The 15,086-nt window shown below is 39.4% G+C and carries 14 protein-coding genes; 9 read left to right on the forward strand and 5 right to left on the reverse strand.

Translation table 11 applies throughout. The annotated features are described in order from the left end of the window. The first annotated feature begins 42 nt into the window (after positions 1-42). Genes ABJG98_RS18760 through ABJG98_RS18780 form a run of 5 tightly spaced genes read left to right on the forward strand, consistent with a single transcriptional unit; the run spans position 43 to position 4,350 of the window. On the forward strand, positions 43-387 hold the full coding sequence (locus ABJG98_RS18760; RefSeq protein WP_348281092.1) for a hypothetical protein: 345 nt from the start codon (positions 43-45) through the stop codon (positions 385-387). Beyond that, positions 384-2,204 carry a DNA mismatch repair endonuclease MutL gene (gene mutL / locus ABJG98_RS18765; protein ID WP_348281093.1) on the forward strand — a complete coding sequence of 607 codons (1,821 nt, stop codon included), beginning with the start codon at positions 384-386 and terminating at the stop codon, positions 2,202-2,204. Before ABJG98_RS18760 ends, mutL begins: the two co-directional genes overlap by 4 nt. Positions 2,205-2,227: 23 nt before the next feature. After that, positions 2,228-3,016 carry a rhomboid family intramembrane serine protease gene (locus ABJG98_RS18770; RefSeq protein WP_348281094.1) on the forward strand — a complete coding sequence of 263 codons (789 nt, stop codon included), beginning with the start codon at positions 2,228-2,230 and terminating at the stop codon, positions 3,014-3,016. A gap of 3 nt (positions 3,017-3,019) precedes the next feature. Then, on the forward strand, positions 3,020-3,931 hold the full coding sequence (locus ABJG98_RS18775) for a rhomboid family intramembrane serine protease (protein ID WP_348281095.1): 912 nt from the start codon (positions 3,020-3,022) through the stop codon (positions 3,929-3,931). Positions 3,932-3,969: 38 nt separating this feature from the next. Continuing rightward, entirely contained in the window at positions 3,970-4,350 is a 381-nt protein-coding gene (locus tag ABJG98_RS18780; protein WP_348281096.1) for a hypothetical protein, read from the forward strand. On the opposite strand, the gene ABJG98_RS18785 is transcribed toward ABJG98_RS18780, so the two are convergent. The 3 genes from ABJG98_RS18785 to ABJG98_RS18795 all read right to left on the reverse strand — a co-directional run bounded on the left by ABJG98_RS18785 (position 4,347) and on the right by ABJG98_RS18795 (position 7,412). Beyond that, positions 4,347-5,198, reverse strand: coding sequence for a hypothetical protein (locus tag ABJG98_RS18785; protein ID WP_348281097.1), 852 nt, complete (start codon positions 5,196-5,198; stop codon positions 4,347-4,349). The two genes, ABJG98_RS18780 and ABJG98_RS18785, sit on opposite strands and share 4 nt — an antisense overlap. 102 nt (positions 5,199-5,300) lie before the next feature. Further along, a complete protein-coding gene (rlmN, locus tag ABJG98_RS18790; protein WP_348281098.1) occupies positions 5,301-6,341 on the reverse strand; it encodes a 23S rRNA (adenine(2503)-C(2))-methyltransferase RlmN in 1,041 nt (346 codons plus the stop codon). Between the two features lie 60 nt (positions 6,342-6,401). Then, entirely contained in the window at positions 6,402-7,412 is a 1,011-nt protein-coding gene (locus ABJG98_RS18795) for an ATP-binding protein (RefSeq protein ID WP_348281099.1), read from the reverse strand. Between the two features lie 237 nt (positions 7,413-7,649). On the opposite strand from ABJG98_RS18795, the gene ABJG98_RS18800 reads away from it, so the two are divergent. Genes ABJG98_RS18800 through ABJG98_RS18815 form a run of 4 tightly spaced genes read left to right on the forward strand, consistent with a single transcriptional unit; the run spans position 7,650 to position 13,735 of the window. Further along, positions 7,650-8,069 carry a TRAP transporter small permease subunit gene (locus ABJG98_RS18800; RefSeq protein WP_348281100.1) on the forward strand — a complete coding sequence of 140 codons (420 nt, stop codon included), beginning with the start codon at positions 7,650-7,652 and terminating at the stop codon, positions 8,067-8,069. Beyond that, the gene (locus tag ABJG98_RS18805; RefSeq protein WP_348281101.1) at positions 8,056-9,369 is read left to right on the forward strand and encodes a hypothetical protein; all 1,314 of its coding nucleotides are present in this window, start codon (positions 8,056-8,058) and stop codon (positions 9,367-9,369) included. The genes ABJG98_RS18800 and ABJG98_RS18805 overlap by 14 nt, the downstream gene beginning before the upstream one ends. After that, entirely contained in the window at positions 9,366-10,670 is a 1,305-nt protein-coding gene (locus ABJG98_RS18810) for a TRAP transporter large permease subunit (RefSeq protein WP_348281102.1), read from the forward strand. The genes ABJG98_RS18805 and ABJG98_RS18810 overlap by 4 nt, the downstream gene beginning before the upstream one ends. Then, positions 10,667-13,735, forward strand: coding sequence for a CHAT domain-containing tetratricopeptide repeat protein (locus ABJG98_RS18815; protein WP_348281103.1), 3,069 nt, complete (start codon positions 10,667-10,669; stop codon positions 13,733-13,735). The genes ABJG98_RS18810 and ABJG98_RS18815 overlap by 4 nt, the downstream gene beginning before the upstream one ends. Here the strand turns inward: ABJG98_RS18815 and ABJG98_RS18820 are convergent. Then, the gene (locus ABJG98_RS18820; RefSeq protein WP_348281104.1) at positions 13,732-14,409 is read right to left on the reverse strand and encodes a hypothetical protein; all 678 of its coding nucleotides are present in this window, start codon (positions 14,407-14,409) and stop codon (positions 13,732-13,734) included. The genes ABJG98_RS18815 and ABJG98_RS18820 overlap by 4 nt on opposite strands. Beyond that, the gene (locus tag ABJG98_RS18825) at positions 14,402-14,980 is read right to left on the reverse strand and encodes a sigma-70 family RNA polymerase sigma factor (protein ID WP_348281105.1); all 579 of its coding nucleotides are present in this window, start codon (positions 14,978-14,980) and stop codon (positions 14,402-14,404) included. The genes ABJG98_RS18820 and ABJG98_RS18825 overlap by 8 nt, the downstream gene beginning before the upstream one ends. Between the last annotated feature and the right edge of the window lie 106 nt (positions 14,981-15,086).

The raw sequence follows: 15,086 nt of genomic DNA on the forward strand, positions 1-15,086 counted from the left end.
GTCGTGTTCAATATTATAACATTCGATCAATAAGTATACCTCATGCGATTTCCATCCCTTTTTCGTCTACCAAAACATCAGCAGTTTCGAATAAAACCGAGGTATTACGATCCAGTTAAAGAAGAAATTAAGGAACGAACCGCACGAATTAAAGAACGAATGGACGGTAATGTGGAAGAAAACTATCAGCCATCCAAAATCAATTTTAAGCGCAAGACCAAATCTGCCCCTGCAACATCGATGATACAGCTTGGTATTGCCTCGTTACTTGGCCTTATGGTACTCGGCTGGCTCCAGTTCGGAAACGAAGTATTCTTTTATGTACTCTGGGTTATAGTTCCAATTTATCTGATCTATCGAATTAAAACTTTGAGGAGACGCAAATGAGTGATATTATTCACTTACTGCCTGACGGTATCGCCAACCAGATAGCTGCTGGAGAGGTAGTTCAGCGCCCCGCGTCTGTGGTGAAAGAGATGCTAGAAAATAGTGTAGATGCAGGAGCAACTTCAATCAAATTAATTGTAAAAGATGCTGGCAAATCGCTGATTCAGGTGGTCGACAATGGTTTTGGTATGAGTGTGACTGACGCCAGAATGAGTTTTGAACGGCATGCTACATCAAAAATTCGAACCTCTGAGGATCTTTTTAAAATCCGTACATTAGGATTTCGTGGAGAAGCTATGGCCTCTATTGCTGCCGTTGCACAGGTGGAGTTGAAAACCAGACAAATAGAAGATGAGTTAGGCACTCAATTGATTATTGAATCCTCTGAGATCAAAAGTCAAGAACCGATTGCTCACAATCAAGGAACCTCTATTAGCGTAAAGAACCTCTTTTATAACGTTCCTGCCCGAAGAAATTTCCTAAAATCAAACCCCGTAGAGCTCCGTCACATCAATGATGAATTCCAACGTGTGGCGCTAGCCAATCCTAACATTGCTTTTTCCATGGCTCAAAATGACCTTGAAACCCATAAGCTTGATGATGGTAAGCTGAGTAAACGCATTGTTCAACTTTTTGGAAAAAACTATCAGCAGCAGTTAGTACCGTGCAGTGAAGAAACTGATTTAGTGAAAATCAACGGATATATAGGCAAGCCTGAAAATGCAAAGAAGACGCGCGGTGAACAATTCTTTTTTATCAATAATAGATTTATAAAAAACAGCTATCTCAATCATGCGGTGACACGTGCATATCAGGGGTTGCTGAAAGAGGATTACTTCCCGTTTTATGTGCTCTTCATAGAGATAGATCCTGTGCATGTGGATATCAATGTGCACCCAACTAAAACAGAAGTGAAGTTTGATGATGACCGCATGCTCTATGGTGTGATCAACTCTGCTGTGAGGCAAGCACTTGCTTCATTTAATGTGACTCCATCATTAGATTTTTCTGCTGATGTGAGTTTTGAGCATTTGAATATTCAAAGAGAAAATCCTTCCTTTTCTACCAAAAAAGATAGGGACTATGGTTCCTTCAAGTCACTTGAAAGTAATCAAGAGAGGCTTGAGAAGTTAAATGAATTGTATGCTTCAGCTTCACAAGAAGAAATAGCAACCATAGAAGAAGCTGAAAAGGAACGTGTGGTTCAAACAACATTTACAAGCTCCATCAACCAATCTGCTGAAGTAGATGGGAAAAAACCAACATATCATCTTCATGGACGTTATTTGCTTCGACAAGTAAAGAGTGGAATGGTGGTTTTGGATAAAGTTTCTGCTTTTGAGCGCATTCTATTTGAGCAATATCAGAAATCAATGCAGTCAGGGGCAGGGGCTTCACAATCATGCATGTTTCCGCAGCAGGTGGCATTAAACCCTTCGGACTTTGCTTTGACCATGGAGCTTAAAAGTGAAATTAATCAGTTGGGCTTTGAGTTTGAACAGATGGGCGAAAGTATGATTGTGATTCAAGGAATACCATCAGAGCTAGCACCATGCAACGAAAAAGAGGTATTTGAAGGTCTAATAGAGCAATACAAGTTCAATGCTCAGAAACTAGACCTTCCAAAGAATGAAAGTTTAGCCAGAGCATTGGCAAAACGAACAGCGACCAATAGATGCAATAAGCTAAAGGAAGAGGAGATGGATCATCTGATGGATCGACTGTTTGCCTGCGAACAACCAAATTATACGCCGGATGGAAATCCAACTTATGTTTTGGTTAGTTTAGAGCAAATAAATGATTGGTTTAAGAAATAGTTAGAAGTTAGAATAATAGAAAAGTGTTTAGAAGACTCACACCTGTAGCAAAGAATATTTTGATTATCAATGTAGCAATTCTGCTACTCACGTCTTTTCTAAGGCTCCCACTTGCTGAGTGGTTTGGCTTAAGAGTGATCTATTCCTCAGAGTTTGCACCTTATCAGTTTCTTACTTACATGTGGCTTCATGGTGGTACGTGGCACTTGGTTGGTAACATGATAGCCGTCCTGGTATTCGCACCTATGCTTGAAATGGTATGGGGTTCCAAGCGTTTTCTTATATTCTACTTAATATGTGGGATAGGTGCGGGCTTACTATATGGCACAGCAGATGCATTTGAAAAGCTGTCGTTGAAAAATGCTGCTGAAGCATATATGGTAAATCCAAGTCCTGAAGCCTTTGAGCAGTTTATTATTGAGAACAAGTCTTTCATAAATGTTGCAAGAGGTGGGGAGCTTTTAGATCTCTATTATGATAACCCTGCTTATGAAGCTGAGACTGTTGCAGCCGTAAGAAGTATATATGAAGGAGTAGTTACCAATGGTAACATGATCGGAGCTTCTGGAGCTGTCTTCGGGATTTTATTTGCTTTTGCTTTCTTGTTTCCGAATACTGAGCTTTTTCTACTCTTCCCACCAATACCTATTAAAGCAAAATATCTCGTATTTTTCTATGCGATGTATGAATTGTATGCAGAATTTAACCGGACGCCAGGCGATAATGTTGCCCATCTTGCCCACTTAGGTGGAATGCTGATTGCATTTATATTGTTAAAGTTCTGGAAAGACAATACTAAGAGATTTTATTAAAGAATGAACGGAGGAATAAAACAAGAATTTACTAACGCCTGGAGCAAGCCAAACAATTCAGTTGTTCAACTTATTTTGATCAACCTTATTGTTTTTGCTGCCGCTCGAATCTTTAAAGTATTTTTTGATTTAAGTAATGCAACTGATACTTTTTTCTGGATATTCCGAAAACTTCAACTTCCGGCAGATTTGGGGACTTTCTTACTTCAACCCTGGTCGATAGTAACATACTTCTTTACGCATTACGATTTCTTTCATGTTCTTTTCAATATGCTCTTCCTTTTCTGGTTTGGACGGATCATTCAGGAATTTCTAAATAGCAAAAGAGTAATAGCATTATATGTTTTAGGCGGGTTGGCAGGCGGCCTTCTGTACATGTTTATTTACAATTTTATTCCATTCTATTCTGACCGAGTCGCGGAATCCATGATGCTTGGTGCCTCGGCTGGCGTTTTTGCGATAGTAGTTGGCGCAGCTGTATTTATGCCTAACTATACTTTCTTTCTAATTTTCATTGGGCCTGTAAAAATTAAGTACATCGCCATTTTCTATGTGTTCTTGTCTTTTGTCGGGTCAACAGGCTCCAATGCTGGCGGCGAAATTGCTCATTTAGGTGGAGCGTTGGTTGGCTGGCTTTACATCACTCAACTCAACAAAGGTACCGACCTTGGTGGTTGGGTTATCTCCGTTATTTCCTTCATCAAGAGTATGTTTAAGCCGCAACCAAAAATCAAGGTTACTCATCGTTCTGGAAATAGAAGACCAACGACAAAAGCCACAAAGTCGAAATCCAATGACGCCAGCAGTACACCTCAGGCTGAGATAGATGCTATTCTTGACAAAATATCTGAGAAAGGATATGAAAGTTTGAGCAAGGATGAAAAGCAGAAGCTCTTTAACGCCAGCAAGAAATAGCATGAATTTTGCTTTGGTTTCTTTAAAATAGATCCATCATGAGCAAGTATGTAATGATTATCAGCCTTTGTTTCTTGTTTGCTTGCAAAGAAGAAAATACACCAACAACTCCAGACGATTTATTGTCACAAATGTCGGCCATCAATGATCAAATAGAGGCGCTGATCTCCACCTCATGCTCCACTACTAGTCAATGCATGTCTACTGCCTATGGTGCAAAGGCATGTGGTGGCCCAATCAAATATCTTATTCACTCAACGAATATGGATCTTCAAAAATTTAATGAACTGGTGGCTCAATACAACAATCTGAATGCACAGTATAACGAAGAGACAGGAGTTTATTCGGATTGCTCCATTGTGACCAAGACAGAAGTGGAATGTGTTTCTGGTAACTGTCAGGAAGTAGTAGCGAATTAACGCATGCGCTTGAAGAAGAGCATTTCTTGAGGCTTCCCAATATTTTTCTCACTGATGGTATAAAAATCACCGTTGCTCCAGCAGATAGCTTCGCCTTGTGGTTCGGGGATGTAGTCTACCATAATTGCATCCCATGCTAAAATTCGATCAACGGCCGATTGGTTTGATGGCCCCCAATAGTAGATAGCACCATAGTGTTTAAGTAGAATTTCTCCCTGTTCGTTCATATCTGCGGCAGTGAAAAGCTTTGCAGGGATTGTACCCTTAGATTTAATTGCAACTGCCTCTTTATTTGGTTCAAACGGAAAAGCATATACCAATGCATTGTCTTCCCTCTTAGTCACAAGAACGAATTCTTTTTGGGTGTGATCGTAAAGAACCGCTTCTGCGTCCCTTGCTCCTTCTGCATAGGTGAATGACATAATATCAATTTTGGAGATATCTATCGTAATCTTCCTTTTCCCTTCGAAGATCGGTTCTGGAAGCCTGAAGATCTTTACATCTTCATGAACCGCTTTGTTATCTCCAATTTCTCCTACATAAATAAACGCATCATCGCCCTGTTTTGCTGTCACGATCTCTTCCCAATCACGATTGTTTACTCCCTGAAGATCGACTTCCATGATAATTTGTGCCTTGTCATTGATGAGGTATAATATAGGCTCAGAACCACTATCGTTGTGTGTCCAGAAGTAACCGGGATTTAGGTAAGATTCTTCAATGCCAGACGCTTCTATTAATCTCCCGTCCTCAATGGTTGCCACTACTTGCTGACTGTAGAAAAATCGCTCTTTTGGAGCCGCTGAGAAAATTATTATTGAGAGAAGAAAGAGAACTCTGATTCGCATTCGAAAAAAAATTAAAAGCCCACAAAAATAATAAAATCGAATGACATGCGAATGGTTAAAGACATTTACGCGATAACAAAGCTTAAGATATAATTAGCAGCGCTATGCTACTTTTGATTTATTCGCCAACTGGCCGCAAGCGGCATCAATGTCTTTACCTCTACTTCTCCTTACACTGGTATGTATTCCGCCTTTTATGAGGTGATTAGCAAACCTGTCAATTGTATCCGGATCTGCTTTAGCGAAAGAAGCTTCAGATATTGGATTGTACTCAATGATATTGATTCTGACACCAGAGACTTTTCGTGCGTATTTAAGCAGCTTCTCCGCATCTTCAATGGAGTCATTGAAATCGTAAAAAAGGATGTATTCAAACGTAATTCGATTGCCTGTTTTGTCATAAAAATATTGGAGTGACTTAAGCAGTGCATCCAAAGTATTCGTTTCGTTGATTGGCATGATTGTGTCGCGCTTTTTGTCGTCAGCCGCATGAAGCGATAACGCCAAGTTGAACTTCACCTCATCGTCTGCCATCTTTGTGATCATCTTAGCAATACCTGCTGTAGAAACCGTGATACGTTTTGGCGACATATTCAGCCCGTCTTCAGAAGTGATCCGGTCGATTCCTTCCATCATACCTTTATAGTTGAGCAAGGGTTCGCCCATCCCCATAAATACAATGTTGGAAAGTGGTTTTTGATAATGTTCCTCAGCTTGATCACGAATGGCTACCACCTGATCATAGATTTCGCCAGCGTCAAGGTTTCTTTCACGTTTCATATATCCAGTGGCGCAGAATTTACAGCTAAGTGAGCATCCAACCTGTGAAGAAACACAAGCGGTCATCCGCTCATCAGCAGGTATCAGCACCCCTTCTATCAAGTGCTTGTCGTGCAACCTGAAGGCTGATTTTATGGTACCGTCATTCGAAAGTTGAGAGTTGTCAATTGAGATGTGATTAATCGCAAATTCTTCCTTGAGTTTGTCTCGGAGAGGTTTAGAAATATTAGACATTTCGTCAAAGGTCTTGGCAGATTTTGCCCACAACCATTCCCAAACTTGCTTGGCGCGAAATTTCTTTTCGTCATTTGCTTCAAACCAGGCCATCAATCCCTCCAACGTTTCTTTCCGAATGTCCTTCATCCTGCAAAGGTAGGAAGTAATTAGACTTAAAGAATGGTTGCCGTTTGATACCTTCCAGTTTTAATTTTCACTTAAGGTGAAAAAGAAAGTGGTTCCCTCATCTACAGTTGACTCCAGCCAAATTTGACCTCCATGCAATTCGATTACCCTTCGTGCAATGGATAGTCCCAACCCCATTCCATCGTATTCATCCTTGGAATGGAGCTGTCTGAACAATTGAAATGCGCGAGGAATGTCTTTCTTGGAAATTCCTATCCCATTGTCTTTAACTGCAAACAGCCAATTTCCCTTTCTCTTTTGAGCCGATACGCAAATTTGCGGAGCCACATTTTTACGCTTGTATTTAATGGAATTGCCGATCAAATTTTGAAATACACGCTTGAGTTCCATTTTGTTTGCATTCAAATCCGGCATTGGTCCAACCTCTATTGTAGCCCGCGAATTAGACACAGAGCCATTCATAGAGTCAATTACTTCATGAACAAGATTTTTCACATCTACGTGTTCTCGTTTAAATTCAAGTCCAATGCTTAAATATTCCGAAAGTGCTGACACGAGCTCCGACATGCGATAGGCCGCCTTCTTGGTAAACTGTACTAGTTTTTGACCATCCTCATCCAGTACCTGCAAATAATCAGATTCTAGTAACGTGGAGCACCCAAGTACCGTATTAATCGGCTCGCGCAGATCATGTGTCGTTGCATAATTGAATTGAACTAGCTGGTCATTTCTTGTCTTTAAGATTTTCATTTGCTCTTCTAAAGCTTCGTTTGAGTCTTTCAAAAGCTGGCATGTTTTAGCACCCATAGACACCACGATAAATACAAACACTGATCCCATAAGAAATATGACACCAGTTAGGATTGGTAATGCTTGATGGTGGTCCCCCACGATAACGTACACCATCCCGAAATAACCCAATTCAAAGAAGGACATGAGCACGACAAGCTTACGCCACCCTTTGCGAAAATTGTCATGCTGTAATAATTGAAATATGTCTCGGGTCTTTAGAATGGCAAGAAAGAGTATTGCAGCACCGAAAAGAATAAGTGTAATTATCAAGTTGTCCATATCGTCAAGTCTTGAATTGACTTGCAAAGAAGAGTGATAAGAGGTATTTAAGTATTAAAATGTGGTATACGTTTGGTGGACATACCAGAGTGAACCACATTTTAAAAGTAGAGAGTGATTAGCTGAAAACTGGGTAGGATCGGAAAGGTTCGCTATTTTCGTCTGGTGACCCTAATTGATAAACTGAATAGTGCTGTTGGGAAGGCTACTTCATGGCTAACTCTAATTTTAGTTTTGGTGATAGTTATTGATGTCATCCTGCGATACACATTTAGCATCACCTCAGCAGCTTCCTTCGAATTAGAATGGCATCTTTTTGCCGGCATCTTTCTATTAGGAGCTGCATATACACTTAAAGAAGATAAGCACGTCAGGGTTGATGTATTTTACGATCGATTTTCTGATAAGACGAAGGCCTGGGTTAATCTTACCGGTTCTGTTTTTCTTTTACTTCCATTTTGCGCTGTTGCATTTTGGGAGTCATTGTCATTTGTACAGAACTCATATCAGTTGGGAGAAACTAGCCCACAACCTGGTGGCTTGCCTGCTCGGTGGATTATTAAATCAACTATTCCGATTGGATTTTTTCTGCTTGGACTTCAGGGTATTTCATCAATCATCAAATCAATAACCACCATTTCCTATGGAAGAAATTAAGAAGAAAAAAGAATCAAAAGGGGAACAAACCCCTCAATGGCTGAAGACAATCCAACTGAATAGCTGGGAGGCAGAACTTCTTATTTCAGCATTGGTGCTGTATGCATTATTTCAAATTCCAGATTACCTGAGCTTATCCTCCCTTCAATATTTTGAGAGAGGTAGTAGAATGCATAGTCTGATTAACCTTTTGGTTGATGCCATTCAGCTTCTCAGTTTTGGCTACATTCTCCATATTCTCGTACGAGGGATTTGGGTTGCTTCGGTAGGGCTTAGCTATGTCTTTCCAGGTGGAGTGGATCAGGAATCTCTGAAATTCAAAGGAAATTTTAAAAAGGAATTAAACTCCACGGGATCCTTAGTGAAAATGGTTCTAAGGCTAGAAGAATTATCATCTATCATTTATGGAATTTCATTCATATTTTTTGGGACTTTAGTTGGCTTTGGTACCCTTTTGTTTACGTTTTTAGGCTTTGTGGAATTGATCACTCCAGCCATGGAAAATTATCCTTATTTTGCCGGCGCAGCTGGAATGATAATTCTTTTCTATTGCTTCTTATGCATTCTAGTTTTTATCGATTTTATCACTAACGGTATTTTTCGAAGAAAAAACTGGTCAGCTGATTGGTACTATTGGGTAGCTCGTTTTTTCCGGATTGTAACCCTTTCATTTCTATATAGAAGATCACTACTCGTACTAATTTCAAATACCAAAGGCTGGAAATCATACCTCATCCCATTTATTGTTTTAGGCGTGACAGCAGGGTATATGTACATCAATGATTTAAGTGATGATAATGTTAGAAACAGCTACTACAAGCGCATGGCTTCAGGAGATTATTCTAGTGTTAATTATGAGAATACGAGGAATGAAAAAGATTACATAGTAAGTACCATCCAGTCAGATATCATTCATGACAATACATTAAAGGTATTCCTTAAGGATCTAAGTTCATTTGATGCGATATATATGTTTGAAGGAAGAAAAAAGATAGAAAAAGGTATGTGGGATAAGCTTCCCTCCGACAGTATTACGCAGTATTTTAAAAGTCGACTTATTGTCAAAATTGATAGTATTGAAATTGAAAACCTAAGCTGGTTTAAAACTCAGCATCCTACAACCTATCGGTTTGGCTTTACAACATTTATTGACCTAGACACTTTCAGTCGAGGAGCGCACTTTTTGAAAATTGGGATTGATACTTCAAACATGAAGCCTATTGCAAAAAACATTGTTCAAAGAAAAGATTATTCGCTTCAAACAATTAGTAATATCTATTTTATCTATGATAAACCGTGATTGAATATTTACCGCTGATATTATTCGGAGCGATATTTCTCCTCATCCTTTTTGGCTATCCGGTGGCTTTTACTCTTGGCGGAATATCTGTCGTTGTTGGTTTGTTGGTATTTGACATGGACTTCTTTTATCTACTCTCCCTGCGTGTATATGGTACCATGCAAAACTTTGTTTTGTTAGCTGTTCCGCTCTTCATCTTTATGGGCATCATGTTGGAGAAGTCTGGCATAGCTGAGCGTCTCCTTCACACTATGAGTATGCTTTTTGGAAACATCCGCGGTGGGCTGGCCATTGCTGTGGTAGTTGTAGGTGCAATGCTTGCGGCTTCTACCGGGATTGTAGGAGCAACTGTTGTAACAATGGGTCTGATCAGCTTACCTACCATGCTGAAAAATGGATACGGCCCCAGGATAAGCACCGGTGTTATTGCATCATCCGGCACGCTTGGGCAAATCATTCCGCCATCGGTTGTTTTGGTACTCCTTGGAAGTGTGCTTAATGTGTCAGTAGGAGATCTTTTTTTAGGTGCGGTTTTGCCGGGTTTTTGCCTTGTGATTATCTATCTCCTTTACATTATAGTTTACGGTCAGATCTATCCGGGTAGAGTTCCCAAAGTTTCAAAAGAGCAATTGAGTGAATTTAGAAGTAAGGGGTTTACGATGGAAGTAGTAAAATCATTCGTGTTTCCCTTAATCCTCATTTTGATCGTGCTGGGATCGATATTTGCCGGTATAGCGTCGCCTACAGAAGCAGCTGGTGTGGGTGCTTTTGGCGCAATGATTCTCGCAATAGCTAGTAAGAAATTTGACCTTTCCATGCTCAAAGACGTGATGAAGGAAACTACCATGCTTACCTCCATGGTGTTTATGATCCTTGTGGGCGCTACGGCATTCTCACTGGTATTTAGAGGCTTAGAAGGTGACAAGTTTCTTCTCAATCTGATTCAAAGTGCAAATATGGATGCTACTACTTTTCTTATAGTGGTGATGATCATTGTATTCATTTCTGGCTTCTTCATTGATTTTATCGAAATTGTATTCATCATTGTGCCGGTGGTTGCACCAATCTTTGTCTCGCTTGGGGTCGATTTGGTCTGGATCGGAATCTTATTGGCCGTCAATTTACAGACCTCATTCCTGACTCCTCCTTTCGGATTTGCACTATTCTATCTAAAGGGAGTTGCACCTCCTGAGGTCAAGACGCGTCATATTTATCAGGGGATAGTTCCCTTTGTTATTATTCAGTTGCTGTTTTTAATACTATTGATAGTCTTTCCTGGGTTGGTTAACTTGGTTGGATGAAATCCACCACTCTCACATTTAAAGGCACAATGTTACTGATAGGATTTTTCTTTCAATTGACATCCTATGCCTTCTTTCAGAACCCGAACTTAGATAGCATCAAAGCTGCAAAAAATTACGAAATCGGTGATCGGTATTATACAACAGATAGGAATAAAGTGGATTCGGCACTCATGTTTTTCAAGTTAGCTAAAGATCAATTTAAAGGTGTGAGTTTAAAGGGGTATGGAAAGAGTCTTTACAAGATCGGTTTAAGCGAAAGATATCTTGGCAATATGACCCAATCGATTCTGTCTTTAAACGAGGCAATTGAGATCGGGAATCAGTTGATGAAGCAAAATGACGATCCTACTTTGAGACATGAGGCGTTACTTGCTTTAGGCTATTCTTACCTCTATAACAAAGAATATGACCCGGCAAATAGTGTGCTAAAGGAACTACTTAGGACATGCAGACTGGAAGAAAATGGATTGGCAAAGGCGACTACTGCATATGGCTTAGTCGTATATAATTATGTTCAGGTTGGAAAATTTGATTCTGCAGTACATTTTTCAGAGAAAGCACTCAACGGTGCAGACTCTTTGCGCAGCGATACAGTGAGAAACAATGAAATTATTCATGCCATTGGCAACGCATATAGCGGTGTTGGAGACTATTATGGAAGAATTGGGCATTTTCCGAATTTCAAGAAATACAACACAAAACACTATGATTTTCTTGTAGAGGAATATGGTGAAGGGCATTACAGTTTGATGTGGCCATTACTTGGATTGGGAAGTCTTGCATTTCATAGTTCCAATCACTTGGAAGGCCTGGAGTTATACAATAAGGCATTGTTTATTGCTAAATCATATAAGGACTCCACATCCGATCGGTATGCGCTTATCCATGATAATTTACATCAAATTTATTCCGAGCTGGAACAGTGGGATGCGGCTCTTTTTCATGTCGAAAAGGCAATGAAAGTTTATAAAATAAGAGAGCATTTGAAGTTAGATTTATTCAAACTATATGCCGTAAAAGCAAGGATATTAGCAATAACAGGTGATCTAGCAGCTTCCGAAGAAAATTTCAGGCTTGCCAATCAGGCATTTGAATCAGAAACAGATGACTATTTCTTAAATGCTATAGCGATCAATCTTGTTGGTTGTTTAAGTGAAATGAAGCGCTTTGATGAAGCTGTGGAAATGTCTCAAAAAGCGCTTCGTCTCGGAAAAGCAATTTTTCCGGAACGGAGTTTTGAACTCAGTCAAAATTATCACTCAATAGCCTTGCTCGAAATGAAGAAGGGTAATTTTGATCAATCAGATATTTATCTGGATAGCGCACGAACGGCAAACTTGAGAAAAGATTCAACTCACATCTATACACAGCTGACGATCGATATGTATGCTTTAGAGATGACGCTTTTAGATAAAAGGATTCAAAATGGTGGCGCTGTTCCCAAAAGTGCAATCGCGATGATCAGAGAGGCGCAGCAGTTTGTAAGTGGAGTAAAATCAAACCTGGAAAGTGATCTGGGTCAAGTGTATGAGCCTAACTCATTTTACAATAATGCAACAAAACTTTGTGTGTCATTATACCAAAAGACCAACGATCCAATATACTTTGAATTGACACTTCGATTAACTGAAAATGACAGATCCTTCGATCTTAAAAATTACATTAGAAAAGCCGATGCCTTGGAAGCCGCAAACATTCCAAGTGCACTGGAAAAAGAACGAGATATTCTTCTCAATGAGATTTTAACGTTGAAATATGAGATAGATAATAGTAGTGAGGATTTATCGCCTAAAAAAGGTCTTGAACTACGAACAGCATACGACAATGTCAAGTCAGAATATGATAAGCTCAAACAGAAAATTGCTGAGATAGTACCAAATTATTTCCACTACAAATACAATATCAATGCTTTTAATCTACGTGATCTTGAAGATCGTCTACGCGACGAAAACACTGCAATGATCTCCTATTATGCAACAGATAATCAACTATTGACATTAGGTAGTAATGGTGTCGAAAGGGTCCTAAAAACTATTCCCTGGAATGATCAGATCAGGGAGGATATCCTGGCCTTTAGAACATCTCTAAGTGATCCTAATCTTGCAGACACCTATCTATCGCTTTCCGAAAAATTGTTTCGTTCTTTATTGGATTCTTCTTTTAACAAAATTCGAAAGGAAACTCTTCTGATCATCCCTGATGATATATTAAACTATGTTCCTTTTGAGTTGCTTACATTTTCAAGTAAAACATTGTTTGAAGAACAAAATGTGAGATATGAATTTTCAGCAGAGACCTTTCTTAGAAATAACTTCAAACGAGCCAAAAATGAAATGCTGGCAATGACTCCTCATTTTGAGTCTGAAAAAATACCGACAGATGATCTGGTAAGATCGGAAATTGCCAAACTACCCGGAGCTACCAAAGAGGTGGAAGATATCTCAAAGATTATGTCTGCTCGCACCATAATAGGGCTTGATGCCACCGAAACTCGGTTTAAAAATCTATCAAGTGAATTCTCAATTTTACACATGGCTACACATGCTATCATAGATGATGAAAATCCAAATAATTCCAAGTTGATATTCAGTCTTGAAGGTGACTCACTTAATGATGGATACCTAAAGTCGTATGAGATATACAACATGAACCTTACTGCTGGCTTGGTTACTTTAAGTGCCTGTAATACGGGCTTTGGCAAAATACAAAAAGGCGAAGGTGTAATGTCACTTTCTCGTGCATTTGCCTATGCTGGAGTGCCTTCAACCGTTGTAAGCCTTTGGCCAGCATCTGATAAGTCTACACCAGAGTTGATGAAGTACTTTTATGAAAACTTGAAAGAAGGCCAAACCAAGGATGTAGCACTTAACAATGCTCGCAAATCATATTTAGCCACTGCGCAAGGGAAAGCTCGACACCCCTTTTACTGGGGAGGATTTGTATTAATAGGAGATAACAGCCCAATTCAGGATGATAGAAATTTACTTGTGTACTTAATTCCTGCCCTGTTAGTAATAGTGATGATTCTGACCATATATCGACGAAAGAAAAAAAGTATTTAAAGTTGGGCTAAAAGCTCTCTGGAAGTGGCTGCAAAGTCAGATTGACCAGAACCTAATTTTTCGAGTAGTGGAATGGCTTTTTCATTATTCTCCAGTTTAATGTGAATAAGAGCCGAATACCAAATCGCAGCGTTTTCATAGCTTTTATCTCCCAATACAATTACTTGTTGGAAATCGATAAATGCAGCCTCAAAATTTTGTATCTGGATATAAGAAACACCTCTAAAAAAATGATCTGGAGCACCTAGTGAGTCTAGCTTATTGAATTCAGCAATCGCCACGGTATAATCTCCAACATCATATGCTGCATAGGCCAATTGTCGATTAGAGAGGTTTTCCTCGTTTCTTACAGTGGTCAACTCATAATTAGGATACACCTGATAATACTGATCAAAAAGAGGTTGCTGATTTCCTGTGAAATAGAAAACCAATGTTGCTGCCAAAAAGATTGATGCCGCTATACCGATGTATGCTGGATTGATCTTTCTTACGTGGGCATTCTTATCCTTAAATCCTTGTATACGAGAACGAATCTCTCGTAAGGTTGTCTCATCTCTTACTCCTAGCTCATACGCCAACTCCATTCTCTCCTCATCAGAAAGATTCTTTAAGAAAGCTTCTTCTTCTGCCTCAGTAAGTTTCCCCTGAAGATATTTATCCCTTAATTCATCCATCAGATAATGGTTTTTTTACTTGAGATCTAAGTTTTTCCAGGCATCTTTTTTTAGTTGTCCTGGTTACAGCCTCGCTTTTATATTGCATAGCATTTGCTATCTCACCCATAGATTTCTTTTCAAAATAAAACAGCCTAAGAATTTTCCGACAAGTCTCGCCAAGCGAATCAAACAGTTCTCTGGTTTGGTTTCTTGCCAATTCATAAGCCTTTGATGCATCTTCATCATTGGCCAGAAATTGGTAATGTTCTGCCAAGCCTTCTTCATGTTTCTCATCTCTACTTTTAGCATCAAACTGCTGTCTGATTCGATTCTTACCAATTCCAAAAATGTATGTCTTCAATGAACTGCCAATTTCGGTGACTTTTCCATTCATTGCCTTCTCAAAGAAGATGGTCATTGTGTCCTGATAATGATCAAGCGCATCGTCTTCCGTAATTCCAAACTTCCCTACGCTCCAGTTTACAAACTCCGATCTATACTGTAGATACAAGCTTTCCATTGACGCGGAGTTCCCTCTTCGTATATCGGCAATTATTTCTTTCTCACTCTTTCTAAAACTGACTTTCACTGATTAGTCGTCAAAACATGATTTTGTGAACACATCCCAAATAAAAATAAAAAAATCATGACATGATGTTCACATTCTAAGAATAGCCTGACTAAGGGTACGAACT

Origin of the sequence: Ekhidna sp. (assembly GCF_039960695.1) — a bacterium.
GTDB lineage: Bacteria > Bacteroidota > Bacteroidia > Cytophagales > Cyclobacteriaceae > Ekhidna.

Excerpts from the sequence above, each read along its gene's own strand:
- ABJG98_RS18760 (WP_348281092.1), top strand. The coding sequence starts at position 43 with ATGCGATTTCCATCCCTTTTTCGTCTACCAAAACATCAGCAGTTTCGA.
- mutL (WP_348281093.1), top strand. The coding sequence starts at position 384 with ATGAGTGATATTATTCACTTACTGCCTGACGGTATCGCCAACCAGATA.
- ABJG98_RS18775 (WP_348281095.1), top strand. The coding sequence starts at position 3,020 with ATGAACGGAGGAATAAAACAAGAATTTACTAACGCCTGGAGCAAGCCA.
- ABJG98_RS18780 (WP_348281096.1), top strand. The coding sequence starts at position 3,970 with ATGAGCAAGTATGTAATGATTATCAGCCTTTGTTTCTTGTTTGCTTGC.
- ABJG98_RS18785 (WP_348281097.1), bottom strand. The coding sequence starts at position 5,198 with ATGCGAATCAGAGTTCTCTTTCTTCTCTCAATAATAATTTTCTCAGCG.
- rlmN (WP_348281098.1), bottom strand. The coding sequence starts at position 6,341 with ATGAAGGACATTCGGAAAGAAACGTTGGAGGGATTGATGGCCTGGTTT.
- ABJG98_RS18795 (WP_348281099.1), bottom strand. The coding sequence starts at position 7,412 with ATGGACAACTTGATAATTACACTTATTCTTTTCGGTGCTGCAATACTC.
- ABJG98_RS18805 (WP_348281101.1), top strand. The coding sequence starts at position 8,056 with ATGGAAGAAATTAAGAAGAAAAAAGAATCAAAAGGGGAACAAACCCCT.
- ABJG98_RS18815 (WP_348281103.1), top strand. The coding sequence starts at position 10,667 with ATGAAATCCACCACTCTCACATTTAAAGGCACAATGTTACTGATAGGA.
- ABJG98_RS18820 (WP_348281104.1), bottom strand. The coding sequence starts at position 14,409 with ATGGATGAATTAAGGGATAAATATCTTCAGGGGAAACTTACTGAGGCA.